The sequence below is a fragment of the Paenibacillus sp. S-12 genome (genome assembly GCF_030363895.1).
In the GTDB taxonomy this organism is placed as follows: Bacteria; Bacillota; Bacilli; order Paenibacillales; family Paenibacillaceae; genus Paenibacillus_B; species Paenibacillus_B alvei.
Genome location: NZ_JASIUF010000008.1, coordinates 54357 through 73429, shown reverse-complemented (window position 1 = coordinate 73429; position 19073 = coordinate 54357). Strand labels below are relative to the sequence as shown.

General features: G+C 45.6%; 16 protein-coding genes. 5 read left to right on the top strand and 11 right to left on the bottom strand.

Annotation, left to right across the window (positions count from 1 at the left end; all coding sequences use genetic code 11):
- Positions 1–41 precede the first annotated feature (41 nt).
- From NO352_RS07875 to NO352_RS07850, 6 genes are all read right to left on the bottom strand, one after another.
- The gene (locus tag NO352_RS07875) at positions 42–863 is read right to left on the bottom strand and encodes a GNAT family N-acetyltransferase (protein WP_005549705.1); all 822 of its coding nucleotides are present in this window, start codon (positions 861–863) and stop codon (positions 42–44) included.
- A gap of 100 nt (positions 864–963) precedes the next feature.
- Positions 964–1497, bottom strand: a complete 534-nt coding sequence (locus tag NO352_RS07870) for a GrpB family protein (protein WP_289355292.1) — start codon at positions 1495–1497, stop codon at positions 964–966.
- A 425-nt stretch (positions 1498–1922) separates the two neighbouring features.
- The gene (locus tag NO352_RS07865; RefSeq protein WP_005549707.1) at positions 1923–2756 is read right to left on the bottom strand and encodes a phosphoenolpyruvate hydrolase family protein; all 834 of its coding nucleotides are present in this window, start codon (positions 2754–2756) and stop codon (positions 1923–1925) included.
- Positions 2753–3997, bottom strand: a complete 1245-nt coding sequence (locus tag NO352_RS07860) for a Tm-1-like ATP-binding domain-containing protein (RefSeq protein ID WP_268600037.1) — start codon at positions 3995–3997, stop codon at positions 2753–2755. The genes NO352_RS07865 and NO352_RS07860 overlap by 4 nt, the downstream gene beginning before the upstream one ends.
- Positions 3998–4105: 108 nt before the next feature.
- Positions 4106–5305, bottom strand: a complete 1200-nt coding sequence (locus NO352_RS07855) for a phosphoenolpyruvate hydrolase family protein (protein ID WP_289355291.1) — start codon at positions 5303–5305, stop codon at positions 4106–4108.
- 187 nt (positions 5306–5492) lie between these two features.
- The gene (locus tag NO352_RS07850) at positions 5493–5711 is read right to left on the bottom strand and encodes a hypothetical protein (RefSeq protein ID WP_268619826.1); all 219 of its coding nucleotides are present in this window, start codon (positions 5709–5711) and stop codon (positions 5493–5495) included.
- 245 nt (positions 5712–5956) lie between these two features.
- On the opposite strand from NO352_RS07850, the gene NO352_RS07845 reads away from it, so the two are divergent.
- Positions 5957–6472, top strand: a complete 516-nt coding sequence (locus NO352_RS07845) for a DUF1572 family protein (RefSeq protein ID WP_372515456.1) — start codon at positions 5957–5959, stop codon at positions 6470–6472.
- A gap of 43 nt (positions 6473–6515) precedes the next feature.
- Here the strand turns inward: NO352_RS07845 and NO352_RS07840 are convergent, their stop codons facing one another.
- From NO352_RS07840 to NO352_RS07820, 5 genes are all read right to left on the bottom strand, one after another.
- The gene (locus NO352_RS07840) at positions 6516–7649 is read right to left on the bottom strand and encodes an ATP-binding protein (protein WP_268594627.1); all 1134 of its coding nucleotides are present in this window, start codon (positions 7647–7649) and stop codon (positions 6516–6518) included.
- Positions 7646–8320 carry a response regulator transcription factor gene (locus NO352_RS07835; protein WP_005549717.1) on the bottom strand — a complete coding sequence of 225 codons (675 nt, stop codon included), beginning with the start codon at positions 8318–8320 and terminating at the stop codon, positions 7646–7648. The genes NO352_RS07840 and NO352_RS07835 overlap by 4 nt, the downstream gene beginning before the upstream one ends.
- A 26-nt stretch (positions 8321–8346) precedes the next feature.
- Positions 8347–10122 carry an ABC transporter ATP-binding protein gene (locus NO352_RS07830; RefSeq protein WP_005549718.1) on the bottom strand — a complete coding sequence of 592 codons (1776 nt, stop codon included), beginning with the start codon at positions 10120–10122 and terminating at the stop codon, positions 8347–8349.
- 251 nt (positions 10123–10373) lie between these two features.
- Entirely contained in the window at positions 10374–11828 is a 1455-nt protein-coding gene (locus NO352_RS07825; protein WP_289355290.1) for a lytic polysaccharide monooxygenase, read from the bottom strand.
- Positions 11829–12239: 411 nt separating this feature from the next.
- The gene (locus NO352_RS07820) at positions 12240–14660 is read right to left on the bottom strand and encodes an EAL domain-containing protein (RefSeq protein ID WP_289355289.1); all 2421 of its coding nucleotides are present in this window, start codon (positions 14658–14660) and stop codon (positions 12240–12242) included.
- A 332-nt stretch (positions 14661–14992) separates the two neighbouring features.
- Between NO352_RS07820 and NO352_RS07815 the strand changes: the two genes are divergently transcribed.
- From NO352_RS07815 to NO352_RS07800, 4 genes are all read left to right on the top strand, one after another.
- Positions 14993–15670, top strand: coding sequence for a response regulator transcription factor (locus NO352_RS07815; protein WP_005549722.1), 678 nt, complete (start codon positions 14993–14995; stop codon positions 15668–15670).
- 28 nt (positions 15671–15698) lie between these two features.
- A complete protein-coding gene (locus NO352_RS07810; RefSeq protein WP_289355418.1) occupies positions 15699–17138 on the top strand; it encodes a sensor histidine kinase in 1440 nt (479 codons plus the stop codon).
- Between the two features lie 73 nt (positions 17139–17211).
- A complete protein-coding gene (locus NO352_RS07805) occupies positions 17212–18033 on the top strand; it encodes a DUF3919 family protein (RefSeq protein ID WP_163978993.1) in 822 nt (273 codons plus the stop codon).
- On the top strand, positions 18030–19073 hold the full coding sequence (locus tag NO352_RS07800) for an ABC transporter substrate-binding protein (RefSeq protein WP_289355288.1): 1044 nt from the start codon (positions 18030–18032) through the stop codon (positions 19071–19073). Before NO352_RS07805 ends, NO352_RS07800 begins: the two co-directional genes overlap by 4 nt.

The following is a 19073-nucleotide window of genomic DNA, read 5'->3' as shown; positions in this document are numbered from 1 at the left end:
TTCTCCCTCCTCGGTTTACATAATAGGGAACACGTTGCCTATTAAAATTTATATCTATAGCCTCTGTAACTCATTTCTCTTTGGAACCCGATTCGCTCTGCAATTGCATTCGATGGCTTATTCGATGCTGTACAGTCCCAGCATATGCATTGCCCCTGGGAAAATAAATGCTCCACATAGGTACGAACTGCAATCTGCGCGAGCTTACGGCCACGATACTGGTCAATTGTGACAATTCCTAGCGCATGAATATGACGGTATCGAAAGCCGGTAATACACAAACTTGCGACAGAATGATTGTGCATCACACAAAATCCACCGCCGTCTTGTAGAAACCGTTCCGTAGATTCCCAATAGTCCAATACTCTTGATTCAAGAAATGAATGGTTCAGGATGCTCTTATTTTGCAGCAGCTCCTTCGAAACCTGAACAATCTCATATTCACCGTCAGGCAATTGGATCGCTTTATGCTTATAATCCGGCAACATTAGAGATCGTACATAAGATATCCATGAGGACAGTTCCCGATCTGCAAACATTTGCTCAATCGCTGTATTCCAACTCGGATGAGTGCCAATGCATTCCGCCCACTTGAGCCCTAATTTAAGTGCTTCTTCACGTATTACTTCATCCATATAAACTTTTATGCCCCTATTGAAGGACGAATTACTAGCGTCACCAACAAATAAAAAACCGTCTAAATTGCCCTGCCATATTAAAGCGGACTTCGGCGTGTCCGCATGATCGACAAATATTCTGCCAGGATTGTTGCCTGCTACGATTGCCTTCGACTCCAGCATCATTGTGCAATTTACAAGATCTGTACATTTATAAAATTGATCGCGTTCCAGCTCAACTATCATACTTCTTCTTCCTCCCGTTGGAAATGATACATTCCTAACAACGCATACCTTGAATATATCGCGTCCATGCGGTCGATCGCTTGTGAAAAAACAATACAAATCAAACTTTCCCTTCCTCGTTGACCTGTTCCTCGTGCGCCTTACTCATAATTTCTCGGATAAATGCGACCTTGCCAGCCGTGTAATGAACACGATCATGCGGGAATTGAGCCGCCAGAGCATGCTTCAGTTGGACATATTGCTCTTTGGTCGCTAGATGACTGCGCAAATAATTTCGGAAGCGAATATGGTTCTGCCACATCTCTCCTGCATATTGATAGACATGCAAGTGCTCCGTGTCAGCTCTCCACTTCCCTCTGCGGAAGAACAGCCTCTCTGGAAATTCTGGCTTATGTACATACTCATATCCGATCGCTTGCAGTCGTTCCTTATGCTCATGCTTGACGTCCGCTATTTCTCGTACCCCGAGCATCATATCAATAACAGGCTTGGCACCAAGCCCCGGAACGGATGTGCTGCCAATATGCTCTACAGCTATACAAATCGCTGACACTGCTTCCCGAATCTTATCTCGCTCTTCTTCGTACCTCTTTATCCATTCTGGATTATATGCATCAATGATGACTTGTTCCATGTCGTCACCTCTCTATGCTTTGACTTTTTGCCCAATGCTGCTCACCCCAAAGACTGTACGGCTTAACTGCCCTCGATTTGTTCCGAGTGTAGTTTTTTCTCCACCTGTCTACCATTTCCTCTTTTTGCTTCGCCTCCCCCCCAACCTACAGCCTCATGTCCGGAAATGAATTGCCATTTTCTTTACAACAGCGTGTGCGGTTCAAATCGGTATGGCAAAGCACTGTCCTTGGCATTGGACAGGATGTCAGTTAACCCATCTCGAAGCATCGGACCTGCTGTATTGCTCAGCGGTGATGCTTGACCTCCCAATGCACAGTCTGAGCCAAAGGGATAATGGAGCAATGAGCAAATAGAGGCGTATTTCCCGATACGCACAAAAAAAGGAGAGCCTTAATTCGGCTCCCCTCTCTTTCAAGTGATATATTATGCCTTTAGCTTTACATTTTTGAACGCTTCCGCTTGCTGTCTAATTCCAACCTCAGCTGCAAACCGCTCAATGCTCGATGCACCGAAGAATCCATCAATGCCAGTCGTATGCTCGAAAATGTATTGTGCATCTTCAGGATCCGCGATCGGACCACCGTGGCAAATGACCAGAAGATCCGGATTGATGGAACGGCCGGCATCCGCAATCGCTTGTACTCGTTTCGCGCAATCCTCAAGCGTCAACGCTGTCTTCGCTCCGATAGTCCCTTTCGTCGTCAAGCCCATATGTGCAACCAAGATGTCTGCTCCCGCTTTTGCCATCTTAATCGCCTGCTCCTCATCAAATACATACGGAGTGGTCAGCATATCGAGCTCGTGTGCTTGGCGAATCATTTCTACCTCAAGGTCATAGCCCATGCCAGTTTCTTCGAGGTTTGCTCTGAATACGCCGTCGATCAAGCCGACAGTCGGGAAGTTTTGCACACCAGCAAATCCCTGTTCCTTCAACTGCTTCAAGAACACTTCCATGATGCGAAACGGATCTGTACCGCATACACCTGCCAGCACAGGTGTGTTCTTTACTACAGGCAATACCTCTGCACCCATATCGACAACAATCTTATTGGCATCGCCATACGGGAGAAGCCCTGCCAGTGAGCCCCGTCCAGCCATGCGATACCGACCCGAATTGTAAATAATGATAAGGTCTACTCCACCTGCTTCACCGCTTTTAGCGGATATTCCTGTTCCTGCTCCTGCTCCTAGAATCATTTCACCTTTCGCAACTTGTTGTTTGAGTTTGTTGATCATGTCTTGGCGAGATTGTTTCATTTTACTTCCTCCTTGTTGCTGTTCTTGTTGGTGCTGTACTTCATAAGCTCGATTAGCTTCTGAGCTGCTGCTACGGCAAACTTTGCATCGTTAATGTCGCTATCGAGCTCGATAAGCTCTACAGCGTCCTTATTGATATGAGTTCGAATGGTGTTAAATAGCGCCTCATCCTCAGCCGGTCCATAGAACGGCTGGCCCTCTACATCCAGTGCAGATACTCCCTTCAAGGGCAGCATCAACACCGTTGGTGCAGTCGCCTGATTCAGCTTCTCTGCAAGGATTTTGCCGAGTAGTATGTTTTCCTCAACCGTAGTTCGCATGAGCGTGACGGACGGATTATGCTTGTAAAAATTCCGATTCTGGAACCGCTCCGGCACCGTATCGAACGGCCCGAAGTTCACCATATCCAGCGCTCCTGTTGATACGACCTGCGGCACTTGTGCACGCGCAGCCGCTTCCAGCCGATGCGGCCCAGCGTTCAGCACGCCTCCAACCAATTCGTCGCACCATTCAGTCGTAGTTAAATCCAGAACACCTTCAAAATAGTTGGATTCGATCAGTCGTTCCATCGTTTTGCCGCCAGCACCTGTCGCATGGAATACAATAACCTCATAACCCTGCTGCTCCAAGTATTCCCTAGCTTGATTGACACATGGCGTGGTAACGCCGAACATGGTTGCTGCAACAAGCGGCTTCTTTTCTACATCAATCGCAGTCTCTTCCTTCACCATGCCTGCAATCGCCAATGCTGCATTCGTAAATATGCGGGTAGAAATCGAGTTCAAGCCTGATACGTCGACGATTGATGGGTACATCATAATATCACTTGTCCCCACATATTGGGATACGTTGCCTGATGCAACCGTCGACACCATGATCTTCGGCACTCCGATTGGCAGCGCTCTCATTCCTGGGGTGACTATGGATGTTCCTCCTGAGCCGCCGAAGGAGAGAATACCGTCGAACTTGCCTTCCCGATAAAGGCGAGGAATCAACTTTTCCATCCCTTTGGCCAATACCTCTGTTGCCAAGGCACGATTTTTTTGGGAGGCAATCTCATGGATGTCCGCTTGCACCTCCTGAGCGACCTCCTCATTTGACACGTCCGGAACGAACATCGGATCAAATACTCCGCTGTGAATCGTAAGCGTATTCAACCCAAGGCCTTGCAAAATGTCCTTTACGAATAGAAACTCTTTACCTTTGGAGTCGAACGTACCGACTATCGCAACCGTTTTCAATATAACAACCTCCTTATCAAGTGGAAGTATATGAACTACTATCTAAGCCGGCTTACCATTCAAGTATAGGCTGAATCCTGTTCGGATACATGTGTATTTGTACGATATTCATGTGTTTTTGTATTGTCGTTGGTATTCTCTCGGGGATTTCCCTGTCTTCTTTTTAAACGTTTTGCTGAAATGTGCGTAATCATTGTAGCCGACCAGACTAGAGAGCTCTGACAGTTCCAACTCACTCTCCTTCATAAGCTCGATCGCCTTATTGATTCGGAATCGTGTCAGGTACTCTGGGAATGTGCATCCGACTTCTTTTTTGAACAAATGACTGAGATGTGTTCTTGAAATGTGCGCAACCTGTGCCAGCTCCGCAAACGAGATGTCATTCCTATAATTCGTCTCCACGTATTCCTTCACGAACTGTACGTAATCGTAATGTTTCGTCACACCCTCCAGCATTTTATGCAGCAGCTTGTCCTGCTCTGTTAGCCCCACTTCCTTGAAATCAATCGCTGTCTTCGTAATTGCAGCCTCCGATGGGATTCGTTCGAAGGATGATCCTCCCAGGTAACCAACCGCCCCTGTATTGTCATACATGTACTTCACATCTGTCGGCGTATTGACAGGACCGCCATATATCATTTTGAATACATGGGGATTACTATCTTGGCAAGCTTGGAAAATATCTGACGCTAATTCTGCAGCTGCCTTCAAGGAGAGCACCTTCGCCGCACCCAATATGCCGCCCTTGGTAAATCCTAAGTGCGCGCAGATCACATCCGCTCCCGCATTCGCCATCTGACACGCCTGCTCCCGATTGAACACGAACGCAATCGTGAACATTCCCATACTGCTCGCAATCCGAATAGCCTCCACTTCTGCATCGAAGCCAATCCCCTCTTCCTGAAGCGCCTCCCCGTACACGCCGCCAATCAGTCCTACAGTCGGATAATTATTAATCCCTGAAAATCCTTTATCGCGTATTTCTTGTATATAGGCTTCTAATTGTATGGTTGGATCCGTCGCGCATAAGCCGAATAATACCGGCACCTCTCTCACGAGCGGTACAATTTCCTTCGAGCCAAATTCCATAACCATCTCATTGCAATTGCCGAAAGGCAAAAGTCCCCCTAATGAGCTCAGTCCCATCTGTCTGAAGCGACCCGAATTCAAGGCCAAGATGAAATCAGCGCCACCCTTAACCGCATATCTTGCAGATATCCCCGCTCCCGCTGCAACGCCAATAATATGCCCATTCGATGTTAACTGGGCGTGCAATCTATTTCGTATCGTTTCGCGGTCAAAATACACGATGGTGCACCTCCTTCTAAACTACTGAACATCCCTGGCTGCTTATGTAATCCATCTTATTGTGAATATCATAACATTCTACATACGCCGGGTCGAATTTCATCTGATTTCTCTGAGGATATCGCAAAAACTGTTCATTACATAAAAAAGCAGCTTACAAAGAAATTAGTAAGCTGCAGAAATCATCTTATTCCGTTTTCCTCATTGTCCGCCGCTGTGCAAGCAAACTGAGCAGAACTGCCGTATTGCCCATCGCTAAAAAGAGGGATACGCTCGCAACGAACATCGTTTCCGACAGCATCTCTTTACCGCCTCTATATTCACTCACCATAAGGATTGCAGATATACAGAATACGATACAACATGTAAGCACAGCATAAAAACGCCGCTGGATTCTCTTCTCCATTCACATAACCTCCTAACAATCCGCCGTTCCGTCCTTTTTTCAAAACATTCTCTATGGTCACTACTAATATGGTCACATTTATTTTCATTACAGAACTCGTGATTCAAAAATTTACTCCTCCTCATTGCCCACAACCCATTTAAGGTGCATAATACGAGTAAGCACTACCAACATAAGGAAACAAGGAAATTCTCACCTATGAGTATTATACCTAAGATCTCAGACAGATAAAGGAGGAGTTTTCGATGATGACCCAGGCGGAAATCTCTATCGCCAACCATTATCTCCATGTCGTAACTGAGAGATTTGTCGAGTTGAAAAAGATGGCTGAACGAACGTTTGAGCAGTTAAACGAAAATGAGTGGAACTGGTCTTACAACGAGGAATCGAACAGCATTGCCGTGATCGTGCAGCATATGAGCGGCAATATGATCTCACGGTGGACCGATTTCCTCACAACTGACGGGGAGAAACAGAATCGGGATCGCGACGGAGAATTCGAGGGCAGCATGAGAAGCCGGGAATCGCTGCTGGACGTGTGGAATCAAGGGTGGAGGGTTTTTCTGGATACGCTTCATTCGCTAACAGCAGACGATCTTACCAAAACAATTACAATACGCCAACAGCCGCATACCGTCATCGAAGCTATTGAACGACAAATGTCCCATTACGCCTACCATGTAGGTCAGATTGTATATACAGCTAAGCAGTTGAAATCTGAGGAATGGAGCACGCTTTCTATACCGAGAAAAAAACAATGACACATACCGTCTAACATCCATAAAAACAAAAGCGCCGCTCACCCTAATTTTGTGAAACGGCGCTGTCTTCATTTCGGGTCACAGATTGGACGGAAGCATCCAAGGGAAGCTTGACTGAGAACGTTGCTCCCTCCCCCTTTACACTTGTAACGTCAATCACCCCATGGTGAAGCTGAACAATTTTCTGCACGATAGATAGTCCCAGCCCATTGCCCCCGGCGGCACGGTTCCGTGATGCATCTGCCTTGAAAAATCGTTCAAACAGATGTGGGATATGCGCTTCATCAATTCCGATACCACTATCCGCAACATTTACCTCCACGATATGCCCCATCTGATGCGCTTCAATATGAATCGAACCACCCTCAGGTGTAAACTTGATCGCATTGTGTACAAGATTCATCCATACTTGACTCAGCATTTCTTGATTTGCAACAATCTCGATTTTGTCCAGATTCAGATCCAGCTCAATTTTCTTTTCCAGCCATTGCGGCTCACTGACGAGCGCAATATTGCGAAGCTGCTGATCCAAGCGATAGCTTTTCAGCTCCATTGGATGATGCTCTGATTCCAGTGAGGTTAGCTTCAGCAGGTTCTCACTAAGCTTGGAGAGCCTCATCGTTTCCATTTCAATGATTTGCAGGTAATTTTGCCGCTCTTCCTCGCTTATCTCCTCACTTTGCAAAGCACGGGCAAACCCGCGAATTGAAGTTAGCGGCGATTGAATCTCATGTGACACATTCGATATAAATTCCTGTCGCATCTGCTCCATTACCCCTAAGCTATCCGCCATTTGGTTAATCCCCTCGACGAGGGAGCCGTATTCATCTCGGAAATCCTCATGCATCGGGATACTGACGTCAAAGTTTCCTTGGGAAATTTTTTTTAGCGCATCAAGAATCAATTGATAAAATTTAACATGCTTCATACGCATAAATGGGAACATAATCGCAAGAACCATGATGAAAAATAGCACGCCCATCACACATAAAACGAGAAAGGCCCAATAGCTGTCCCGTCTCCACCCCAGCCAATTCATCAGATACGGATTAATGAAATAGGACAATGACCAAACTCCCAAAATGATCAGTAATATAGTGCCGATCCCTGTAATAAATTTCAGAACCCGACCTGTTTTTGTCAGCTTAAAGGCTGCATATCGCTTACGAAGGGTCATTCGAGCACCTCTAGCCGATAGCCTAGTCCACGGATCGTCTTAATCTTGAAGCCATACTCCTGCTCTGGAAATTTCTCTCGCAAGCGATTGATATGGACATCGAGCGTTCGCTCGTTGCCTTCAAAGTCAAAGCCCCATATATCCTCAATCAGTTGTTCTCTGGAGAAGGTCTTGCCCGGATAACCGCCTAGCTTGAACAACAGCTCAAATTCCTTCATCGGCAGCGGAATCTTCGCATCTCCCAATATAACCTCGAATGTATGCTGATCCATCGCAATCCGGCCAAATTGGACAAGCTTGGATACAGCAATTTGATACCGCTTGAGCAGCGCCTTTACACGCACAACCAGTTCCAACGGATCGAACGGCTTCACTAAATAATCATCCGTACCAAGATTGAAGCCTTTCACCTTCTGCGACGTGTCACCCTTAGCCGTCAACATGAGAAGCGGAATATCATACAGCGCCCTTAGTTCCCGGCATAACTCCCACCCATCCATGTTCGGCATCATAATATCAAGCACGACCAAGTCGACCTTATTGACCTCCATTTGGTTCAGCGCTTCAACACCATCGGGGGCTTCAATCGTTCTGAAGCCCTCCTTTTGCAAAAATACGGTGACTAGCTTGCGAATATGCGGATCATCGTCTACGACGAGTATAGTTGCCATCTTGCCTACGCCGCCTTTCTTCCTATCTAGCAAGCTTCTTCCGATTCATCGTGGATGCGAAGCTGCTGTGAAGCGAATTCATGGTACATCTCATGACTTTCAAACAGAGTTGCATGGGTTCCGCAGCCTGTCAGACGCCCCTTCTCTACAAATACGATCTGATCTGCATCGACTACAGTAGACAAACGGTGTGCAATGACAAGCGTTGTACGACCCTGCATTAAATTGTTCAATGCTTTCTGCACCACTATTTCCGATTTGCTATCCAATGCGGATGTAGCCTCATCCAACATCAAAATACGCGGATTGCGCAGCAGCGCCCGAGCAATGGCTATCCGCTGGCGTTGCCCGCCAGACAGCTTAATTCCGCGTTCTCCTACAGCTGTCTCATATCCATCGGCAAGTTCTTTAATGAAGCCATCCGCATAAGCCATTTGCGCAGCACGTTCCAATTCCTCATCCGTCACTTCACGGTTCATTCCATAGCATATATTTTCCCGAATCGTCCCATCGATAAGCGGACTTTCTTGAGATACATACCCGATTTGAGCTCTCCAAGATTGTAAGGAAAAATCATTGATATCATCCTTGCCCAGTTTAATCGTACCTGAAGTTGGCAAATAGAATCGTTCGAACAGGGAGAATAGTGTCGTCTTCCCTCCGCCGCTCGGCCCTACGATCGCCGTTACTTTACCAGCAGGAATCGTGAAGCTTATATCTTCTAGTATAGGCTCTCCTTGTGCATAAGCAAAGTGGACATGTTCCACATGAATCGTTTGATTCGCCTGCTCCACTTGCTTCCCGTTCACATGATCTTCTTCCTCTGCATCAAAAATGGTGATCATGTGATCAGTTGCCCCAATCGCCTTCTGCAACTGTGTGAAGAACATAGACAACTGACTCATAGGCATCACGATTTGAACCAAATATAGAATGAAGGCAACCAATTCACCCGCAGACAATACACCAGAGGATACCCGCATACCGCCATATCCAATAATTACGACAAGCAGCACCATTAACACAAATGAAATGATTGGCGCGATCATCGCCTGAACGACACCTTCTTTAATTCCAAAGTGAAGCAGGTTATTAATCCCCTTACGGCCATTCTCATACTCCCTGGATTCAGCATTTGATGCTTTTACGAGGCGAATCTCAGACAATACTTGACTTAATACGGCTGTGAAAGATGCAGTCTCATCCTGCATACCCTTCGATATTTTGAACATTTGCTTGCCCAGTGGGAAAAGAATGAGCGCCGCGAGCGGGATGACTACCAGCATAATCGCTGTCATCTGCCAGTCCAAATACAGCAATACAATAAACGAACCGATAACGGACACAATTCCTGTAAAGAAGCTTGATAAATGCTCGGTAATGAAGCCTTTTACAATACCGGTATCATTCGTAATCCGGCTTACTGTTTCGCCTGTTTTGTTCTCATCATAATAGGATACGGGCATTATCAGCAGCTTCTTCCACAACCGATCCCGCAAGCCAGCAACTACCCGTTGTCCAATGAGATTCAACATGTATATCGACAAGCCAGAAGCTACTGTCTGTATGATGAACGCTGCAGCCAAAGCCACAATCTGCATCGTATCCAGCTTGGACAAGGAGAAGTTGTCCACCATCCCCTTCGTGAACATCGGAATAACCAGTGATACTGCGGTTGAGCCGATACTCATTAATAATGCAATAAATAACATCAATTTTGATGGCTTGGTCTCATTGATGACGCGCAAAAATTGTCGCCAATTTCCGAGTGAGCCCTTCATACCTTCTAATTCTCTATCCATTGATCCCCAACTCCTTATTATCATCAGCATGTGCGATTGAGTCCATCATAATCAATGAATGTAAACAGAATGTAAACGGGTACGACACTTCAACAAAAAAGCCGCCCTCAAACGTGAACAGGTGAGCAAAAATCACTTTCACCAGCTTCATTCGTTATTAGAACGGCTTCTTGTAATCCAAATCGAAATCCATATGGATACATACTATTCTTCTATATGGAACAAAGAAAAATTGCTATATAACTCAACAATTATTTAACTAGCTGCCATACATCCGCTTTTCCTGGTGTTTCGCCTTTTGTCCACCATTTTGCTTGATATGTATGGTCTTCATAGGTAACCTTAGCTTGACCATCATATGCAGTCGCGGCATTCCATTCCAGCGCTGTATCGCTGAGCAGTTTCCACACGTCAGAAGAGCCTGGCTTATCGCCTTGTGTCCACCACTTCGCTTCATATTCAAGACCTTGATAGGTTACGCGATTGCCCCCAACATATACTTTAGCACTGTCCCACGATGTAGACGTCTCCTCTTCAGGCTTTGTCGTCACTTGCAGTGCTGCACTTGGTGTAGATCGATTGCCCGCTTCATCGACAGCTACTACTGTGTACGTATATGTCGTTTCTGGCTTGAGGCCATGATCCATGAACGAAGGCTCGACCGCTGTGCCTGCTAGAGCCCCATTACGGTATACTTCATAATTCGCTACACCGACATTATCCTTCGATGCATCCCACACAAGATGAACGCTTGTCGTCATTTGATGCGGTGCTCGTACATTGTCTGGAACAGAAGGTGCTTCCGTATCCACAACAGATTGCTTTGTTGATACAGCAAGTGGACTGCTTGCCTCAGAACGGTTATTCGCACCATCAACCGCTACAACTGTATACGTATACGAAGTGGAAGCAGTCAGTCCTTTATCTACGTAGGAGGTAGTATTGGATGTTCCTGCTAACACACCGTTGCGGTACACTTCATAGTGCTTGATTCCGTTCGATGCATTGGATGCTGCCCAGCTAAGCTCAATGCTGGAAGCCGTTTGCGTGTTCGAAACGAGCTTCGATGGTACAGTAGGAGGCTGCACCTCTCCATTATTGATCAAGTTGACGTCTACAACTTGATAGAATGCATTGCCTGTATCCGCGATTTCCCACACACCCAAAATAATGTGATAGCCGCTGCGATCTGTAGGAATATTTACTTCATGCGATACTTTTGTTTGAGGCTTTTTGCCTCCGTCCTGGAACGATGCGAATAACTCCAGATCCGAGCGCTTCAAAGGTTCGTTCGGATTCCAATCTTTTTTCGTAATGTAGTATTTCCATTCCTTCGTGCTATGTGGCGCCGTTAAATGCCAAGACATTGTGTTCTTGCCGCCATGAAGCGTCACCTTCGACCAGCGGTCAGCAGATTGCTCGAACAATTCCGGGAAAATGCCGCCACCTGTTATTTCTCCGTCTTTTGGTCCACCCGTTGGGAAATTCCCTTTTGCCTCTACACTTTGCGGCTCATACTGAATTGCGCCGCATGTTTTATTCTCTCCTTGCTTGCACAGCAGCGCTCTGCTTGCCGGGCCTTCCATGTAACCGTGAGCGGATACTGTATCGGCAAAGCCGCCTGTCATTGCCGCACCTAGTACAACCATTCCGCAAGAAAGGATAAGCGTTTTAACATTTTTATTCCAGCCGTGCTGTTTACTCATTCGTACTATCCCCTTCCCGTGTCTTTAAGTCTTTTGCATACGAACCTTATGATGAGACTATATGAACATATACTCACTATTCGTCTCGACCCCATCTTACCGAGAACGTCCTGCTCTGCAAAGGTTCCTCTTACCTATAGACACGGTTTCACAAAAGTACTTGGTAGGATATCTCAAAAAAATCAAAAAAGAACCATTTCCATGACTTAAGTCGCAAATTAAAAACCAATTTGTTTCATAAATGCAATTTAATACATCCGTTATGCCAATTCTCGGAATTACGGTACGTTCCCATCCCTCTTGAAAATAATCGAAAAATGCTATTAAAGTTAAAGCATTATAATTCTTTTAGACTATGAAGACAACAATTTCATATGTCTACATAATCATTTGTATTAATAAAAAATAATTTTAATCTTGAGCGAATTCCATCTGGCGAAGCGGCACAAAAAATGAGGTTTCAACATCAGCCGCAGGCAGCGGTTTGCTGAAATAGTATCCTTGTATTTCCCGACATTCCTTCTCTGTCAAAATATCCAGTTGTTCCTTCGTCTCAATTCCTTCTGCAATCACATCCAGCTTTAGATGCTGCGCCATCGAAATAATGGTTGCTACGATTGCTTTGTCATTTTCGTTGCTAGAGATATCTGCAATGAACGATTTATCAATCTTCAGCTTATGTATCGGGAACGTCTTCAAGTAACTTAGCGAGCTATACCCTGTACCGAAATCGTCCAAGCTGATGCGTATGCCAAGCTTATTAAGCTCATGCAATATCGTTGTGGAAATGCCCGCATCCATCATCATGCTTTCCGTAATTTCGAGTACCAAATATTGTGATGGAAGGCCTGTCTCATGCAGCACCACCCTCACTTGTTCTGTGAGGTTCGAATGGTGGAACTGTTGTGTGGACAGGTTGACAGATACAGGTATCAATGGCCCTCCCGCATCATGCCATTCCTTCATTTGCCGGCAAGCCTCTCGAATGACCCAATTGCCGATTTCACTAATCATTCCCGTATCTTCGGCTAATGGTATGAATGCACCTGGCATCAACAAGCCTCGTGTTGGATGATTCCATCTCACTAACGCTTCCACGCCGATAATTTTACTGTCTTCTGTACTTACTTGCGGTTGATAGTGCAGCACAAGCTCATTTCGCTGTACGGCCTTGCGCAAATCACCTTCGAGCTCAATCTTGCCGAGTAAGCCTACATCCAAGTCAGGGGTATAAAATTGATGGCCGTTCTTGCCATGCTTCTTCACCTCATACATCGCAGCATCTGCCTTCTTAATCAACTCAACCGGATCCTCGCTGTCCTTCGGATAAATAGCCGTACCGACACTAGTGGAGATATAAAAATCATTATCCTTCAAATGGAAAGGCTGCCGCATTTCCTCTACGATACGTGTGGCCAATTCCTCACATTCTGTTCCCTCCGGATTCGTACGGCAGAGTACGATAAATTCATCGCCACCGAGTCGGGAAATCGTCGCTTCATAGCCGGCAACACTGGAGATAATTCGTTTGCTCACGGCCTGCAAGAAAATATCGCCGTACGTATGTCCAAGCGAGTCATTAATCAGTTTGAACCTGTCGATATCCAAGGCCATAACACCAAAATACCTCCCATCCCGTTCGCTCTCTTGAATTAGCTTGGCTAAAATTTCATTGAACATGCGGCGATTCGGCAGCCCCGTCAGGTCATCATGATAAGCTAAATGCTTAATCTGCTCCTTAGCCTGTTTCTCTTCCGTAATATCTCGCGCGATAATATGATTTCCTGCTAGCTCACCTTCAATCTCTACGGGAACAATATTAATTTTAAGTTCTAAGCGGCGGCCATCCTTGGCCATAACTGCCGTATCATAGCTATGTGTCGCGAAACTTGTTTGGCTATGATATACCTTTCGGGTTCCTTCATCTTCTCCTTCCGCAATATTTGCTTCGATATTTGAAATATTTTGGAGTATGTATTCTTCCGCACTCCCCCCAATCATTTGAATAACCGCAGGGTTCATGCTAATAATTCGACCATTTGTATCTACTGATATGATTCCATCTACATTGTTCTCGTACAAGCTTCGATACCAACCTGCATGCTCTTGGATGACCGAATCCTTCTGGGATAGTCGCTTCGTAATAAATATGCCGAACAAGGTCATGCCAAGAAGTAGAAATGTCGCACATGCAATAATATACGCGAGCACAGCCGGATCGATCAGCAATGTGGAACGCCGACTCTTGCTCGGATCAATATAGAAATGAGCTGCGTACATGCCAGTGTAATGCATCCCTGCAATTCCACCTCCCATAATTAGCGCACTCCCTAGCTTGTACCAAGTCCCGCTGTCCTGTTGATCCGTGCGGTAATAAAAAAGCAGCCACAAAGCTACCGCAGAAGCGGATACCGAAATAGCAACAGATAGAATGACAAGACTCGTATCATATGTAATTCCAATCATCATCGCTTCCATGCCGACATAATGCATGCCTGATATCCCAACTGCCATTATTAAACCAGATAAAACAAGTTCCATGATGCCGATCTTCTTCCTCGCTATAGTGAATAGAGAAATGCTTGATACAGATATTGCGAGAATGACCGAAATGACAACATCATCGATGTGGTAAGAAACCTTTACGGGCAATGACATGGACAACATCCCTACAAAATGCATAGACCATATGCCAAGCCCCATAGATGTTGCTCCACATACCAGCCAGATTAACCTTTTGCTCCCCTTACTCATACTAATTCGACTTGCCAAATCGAGTGCAGAGTAGGATGCTGTTACAGCGATTAAATAAGAAACAATAACGAGAAACATATCATATGTCCCCTGAATATGATGAACATGCCCCATTTCCTGTCACCTTCTTTCCCTTTGTTGATAGGCATTTTCCATCATTTCCAAAGCAACCGTTTATATGCGACAATCATACTATATAAATGATTAATTTTGAATATATTGCAGGTTATAAATAACTATTTATAGGTCTTAAGAACCATATATTAGTTAATATTACCATGTATGCAAGCGATGCTTATCGTGTACAGTTAGGAGTAAGTGCACTTATTACCGTTCAACATGCCAGCAGCGGCCTTATTAAGGCTGCTTTTTTACGTATGTTCGGATCATCAATTCACAAGGAGGACACCATGAATATTCTTGTTGTGGACGACGAAGAGAGCATCCTAAATCTCATCCGTCTCAATTTAGAGATTGAAGGCTACACGGTACATACCGCTGCTAGTGGAAACGCTGCACATGAACAGTGGCGAACACAGCAAATTGATTTCATTATTCTCGATGTGATGCTGCCCGATACAGACGGGTATCAATTGCTGCGTGAATTCCGAAGCAGCAACCCTGACATCCCCATCATTATGCTTACCGCTAAGGGACAAATCAATGACAAGCTGCTTGGATTGCAGCTAGGTGCGGATGATTACCTTGTCAAGCCATTTCACAGCACGGAGCTGCTGCTCCGCATTAAGGTAATTGAACGCAGACTTAATAAGCAAGCGCAAATGGACACCAGCGCTGCCCTTATCCAATTCGGGCCGTTCCGGGTAGATCAAGCGAAGCGCACTATATATGTACATGATGAACCATTGATACTAACATATCGAGAATATGATTTGCTTCTTCTACTGCTATCGAACAAGCAGCGCATCTTTACCCGCGACGACCTTCTCATGAAGGTGTGGAAACTCGATTATCCTGAAAATACGAGAGCCGTCGATATTATGATCCAACGCCTTCGCAAGAAGCTCGGCCATGAAGGCGAGCGCATCAAGACGATTTACGGCGTCGGCTATAAAATCGATTGTTGAACAGCCAATTGAACAAGGTGGATCGCTGATGACTTTGCAAAAACGAATTTATTTGGCACTATTAGCTCTTTTTATTCCCGTCATGCTGTTTCTGTATATTGTGCTCAATATTTCATTGCAGAACAATATTTATCAATCGGCTGTACATTCTCTGCAGAAGCTAAGCGTCGAGGCTCAAATTTATACGATTAATTATGTGGAACGCGAGCAGCAGGGCGAACCAAAAGAAACACTTCAGAAAGGGGCTCCGCTTATTGCCTCTTATCTGTCCAAACGAATGGGCGTTCGGGTACAGATCATGAATACACAGCAGCATGTCCTTGCGGATACGGAACGAGGTTCGCTGTCCTATGTAAATCAAGATACGGAGCAAGCTCTGCATGGCACCAAATCGTATATGATTCAAAAAGCTTCTCCTTCTCCGCTGCTCCTGTTCTCAAGTCCTATCTATGTGGACAATCAGGTCATCGGCTTGATTCGTTTCCTTCAACCGTTGGAGGAAGAGGCGCAATTGCTGAATCGAATGAATGCGACCTTTGCTATTGCTTTCCTTCTGATTCTTGCCGTTGCTGTGCTTATTGCCAATCGCTTCGCGAAATCGTTAAGCAAACCAATTGAGCAGCTGCGAGATATGGCGAAGAAGCTTGCCAGCGGCAACTATAGTACTCGCATTGAACTAAGCGCTTATGAAGAAATCAGCCAGCTCGCTCACTCCTTCCATGCAATGGCGGACGCAATCGAGCTGCATGTGCAGCAATTAAGCCGTGAAAAGGACAAGCAGCGCGATTTTCTAGATCGAGTAACCCACGAATTAAAGACACCGCTTACCGCGATTATGGGGTACTCGAATTTAATTCCGCGTCTGAAATCAGCCGAGGATATAGAACAGAGCTTATATCATATATCCATTGAAAGTGAGCGCATGCTTGCGCTTGTCGAGGAACTGCTGACACAATCCAAGTACGGCAGCAGTCCGTTCTCGGTCTCTCCAACGATCTGTGATATCGCATCAATTACGGAGGAGGCGGTGTATGCGGTCCAGCCTCGATTAGACAGATACCAGATTCAGCTTCACAATCAGCTAATGCCTACAATGGTGGTGGCTGACCCTGACAAGACGAAGCAAATCTTTTTGAACCTGCTTGATAATGCAATTAAGTATAGCGATGCTTCAGAACTAAAAATTGAACATATTTCAAGTGAGCAGTATGTATCGATCGCATTCCACGATGATGGGATCGGTTTAAGTCATGCGCTTATTGAACGGTTCGAGAATGCTTATGAAGATGATACGTTAAGCTCAAGTAAAGGCAATGGCTTTGGCCTGCTCATCTGTAAACAATTAATGGCCCAGCAAGGCGGAGAAATGTCCATCCATTCAGAGGAAGGGATCGGAACGACAATAACTCTAGCCTTCCGGTCACCAGCAGCACTTGATTCACATCCGCTGCCGATTTTCACGAAATAATACATTTACGAAACAATTACGAGGCGATTATGAAATGATAGTCGTTTATGCTATCGAAGGAGAATAATGAAGGATGAACAAGATGTTAAGGAATGCCTTTCTATTTGGAGGTGTCATCCTGGTGCTGTCAATCGCCGGCTATTACTTGAATGAACAAGTCTATCAAAAAGTCGGCCTTATCCATGATAAGCATGAAGTACTGCAAAAAGTAAGCGATTCCCTTCCTGTGCAAGCAACTATCTTTCATGGGAAATGGGGAACTCTCCAAGTCAATGATGAGGTTAGTTTGCATGCATTTGTATCCTACGTGGATCGCATTAAACAGCAGTATGAACCGAAACAGAATATGACTGCGAGAGATGAAGGACAAGCCATGTTCACCGGACGAATTCGCTATTTGAATGGAAGTGAGCAGGCCTTCTCGCTCGATAATACCTTTACCCTTGGCAAGTGGTCCTACGGCCCAGGACACGAGACTCCTATGCTTTCTGCTATGCAGACGCAGCTGTTAAGTCTGTTCTATACGCCAGAACATTATGCAGAATTTATTCGCTCTTCTAAAGAACTGACCTATCGAATAGATGGTGTTCAGGGAAGTCTGCAAGATGATGAAAAGGGTTACTTGGTATCTCATATTAGACAGGCATCTGAAATAAAAGATCTGGTTGAAATTAAACAGCTGCTGCTGCGCAAGCAAAAGCCGCTCGGTTATCTTACCGCATTCAAGCAGGATAATGAGATGCTGAATGACCGCAACAATCTGCTGCATATGGTCGTATACGCCGATTACATCGTCATGGAATACATGGGCGATGACAACGGCAATTCAATCTATTTGCGGACAGAATTGGGGTCGCTACTTCATGGAAAGAACATAGGGGCACAATCAAAATGAGACGATTCCTATACCTTCTATTATTTATCTGCCTATTCACGCAGGCAGGCTGTACCAAAGATCAAAATACGATCACCGTAGATGAGCAAGGTGTGCCCCAATTAAATGGGCGCCATATTGTTGCATACGTCGCCGCTCGTGAGGAAGTCGGAAGCGCATTGCTATCCTCCTTCTGTCAACGAACGGGCTGTACGTACGAGTACATTCGTTTGTCCACTGAAGAAATATTGCGGCGTGTTACACAGGAATCTGCCAAGCCGCAAGCGGATCTCGTCATCGGCGGAACGATTGACGCACATATGACAATGAAGCAGGAGAATCTCTCCTCCCCTATCCGCAGCGCGAATCTCGCTGCCATTCCTAGTTTCTTCAAGGATGAAGACGGGTATTGGGCTGGATATGAAATTGAACAATTGTCTATTGCTGTCAATCGTGACCGTTGGAATAAGGAATTTGCGCCATTAGGCTTAACGATGCCCAAGAAGTGGGAAGATCTACTGCTTCCTGCTTACCAAGGGAAAATCGTTATGCCCGATCCGAACTACTCTGGAACGGCATATACATTCCTTTCCTCCTTATACGAGGCGTGGGGCGAGCAGAGAACAACGGCCTTTCTAAAGGGTCTTATCCGCAATGTTGGACTTCTCACAGTGAACGGTTACATGCCAGCTCAATACGTTAGTTCAGGCGAGTATGTAATCGGTGTCAATTTCCTTGGAGATCAGCGCAAGCTGCGCGATGCAGGATTCGATCTTGTTAGCAGTGTTCCGAAGGATACGAGCTTATCTGTGAATGGGATCTCTAAAATTCGGAATGCACCTAATGAGACCGCTGCGGACTGGTTCATTAATTACAGCTTGTCCCAAGAGGCGGCAGCTGTTCTGGAACAAGTATCGTTCGGTACTCCTACCGTTCATCAGAACGAGCAGGATATTTCGAATTCGGCTGTACTTCCCGTACACAGCTCACTACGCAGACATGAACAGATTTTGGATCAATGGAACAACTTGCGTGCAGACACAAAAGGTCAAGGAGAATGA

Excerpts from the sequence above, each read along its gene's own strand:
- NO352_RS07810 (WP_289355418.1), top strand. The coding sequence starts at position 15,699 with ATGACTTTGCAAAAACGAATTTATTTGGCACTATTAGCTCTTTTTATT.
- NO352_RS07800 (WP_289355288.1), top strand. The coding sequence starts at position 18,030 with ATGAGACGATTCCTATACCTTCTATTATTTATCTGCCTATTCACGCAG.
- NO352_RS07870 (WP_289355292.1), bottom strand. The coding sequence starts at position 1,497 with ATGGAACAAGTCATCATTGATGCATATAATCCAGAATGGATAAAGAGG.
- NO352_RS07845 (WP_372515456.1), top strand. The coding sequence starts at position 5,957 with ATGATGACCCAGGCGGAAATCTCTATCGCCAACCATTATCTCCATGTC.
- NO352_RS07805 (WP_163978993.1), top strand. The coding sequence starts at position 17,212 with ATGAACAAGATGTTAAGGAATGCCTTTCTATTTGGAGGTGTCATCCTG.
- NO352_RS07820 (WP_289355289.1), bottom strand. The coding sequence starts at position 14,660 with ATGTTTCTCGTTATTGTTTCTTATTTAATCGCTGTAACAGCATCCTAC.
- NO352_RS07875 (WP_005549705.1), bottom strand. The coding sequence starts at position 863 with ATGATAGTTGAGCTGGAACGCGATCAATTTTATAAATGTACAGATCTT.
- NO352_RS07830 (WP_005549718.1), bottom strand. The coding sequence starts at position 10,122 with ATGGATAGAGAATTAGAAGGTATGAAGGGCTCACTCGGAAATTGGCGA.
- NO352_RS07850 (WP_268619826.1), bottom strand. The coding sequence starts at position 5,711 with ATGGAGAAGAGAATCCAGCGGCGTTTTTATGCTGTGCTTACATGTTGT.
- NO352_RS07815 (WP_005549722.1), top strand. The coding sequence starts at position 14,993 with ATGAATATTCTTGTTGTGGACGACGAAGAGAGCATCCTAAATCTCATC.
- NO352_RS07865 (WP_005549707.1), bottom strand. The coding sequence starts at position 2,756 with ATGAAACAATCTCGCCAAGACATGATCAACAAACTCAAACAACAAGTT.
- NO352_RS07825 (WP_289355290.1), bottom strand. The coding sequence starts at position 11,828 with ATGAGTAAACAGCACGGCTGGAATAAAAATGTTAAAACGCTTATCCTT.
- NO352_RS07840 (WP_268594627.1), bottom strand. The coding sequence starts at position 7,649 with ATGACCCTTCGTAAGCGATATGCAGCCTTTAAGCTGACAAAAACAGGT.
- NO352_RS07835 (WP_005549717.1), bottom strand. The coding sequence starts at position 8,320 with ATGGCAACTATACTCGTCGTAGACGATGATCCGCATATTCGCAAGCTA.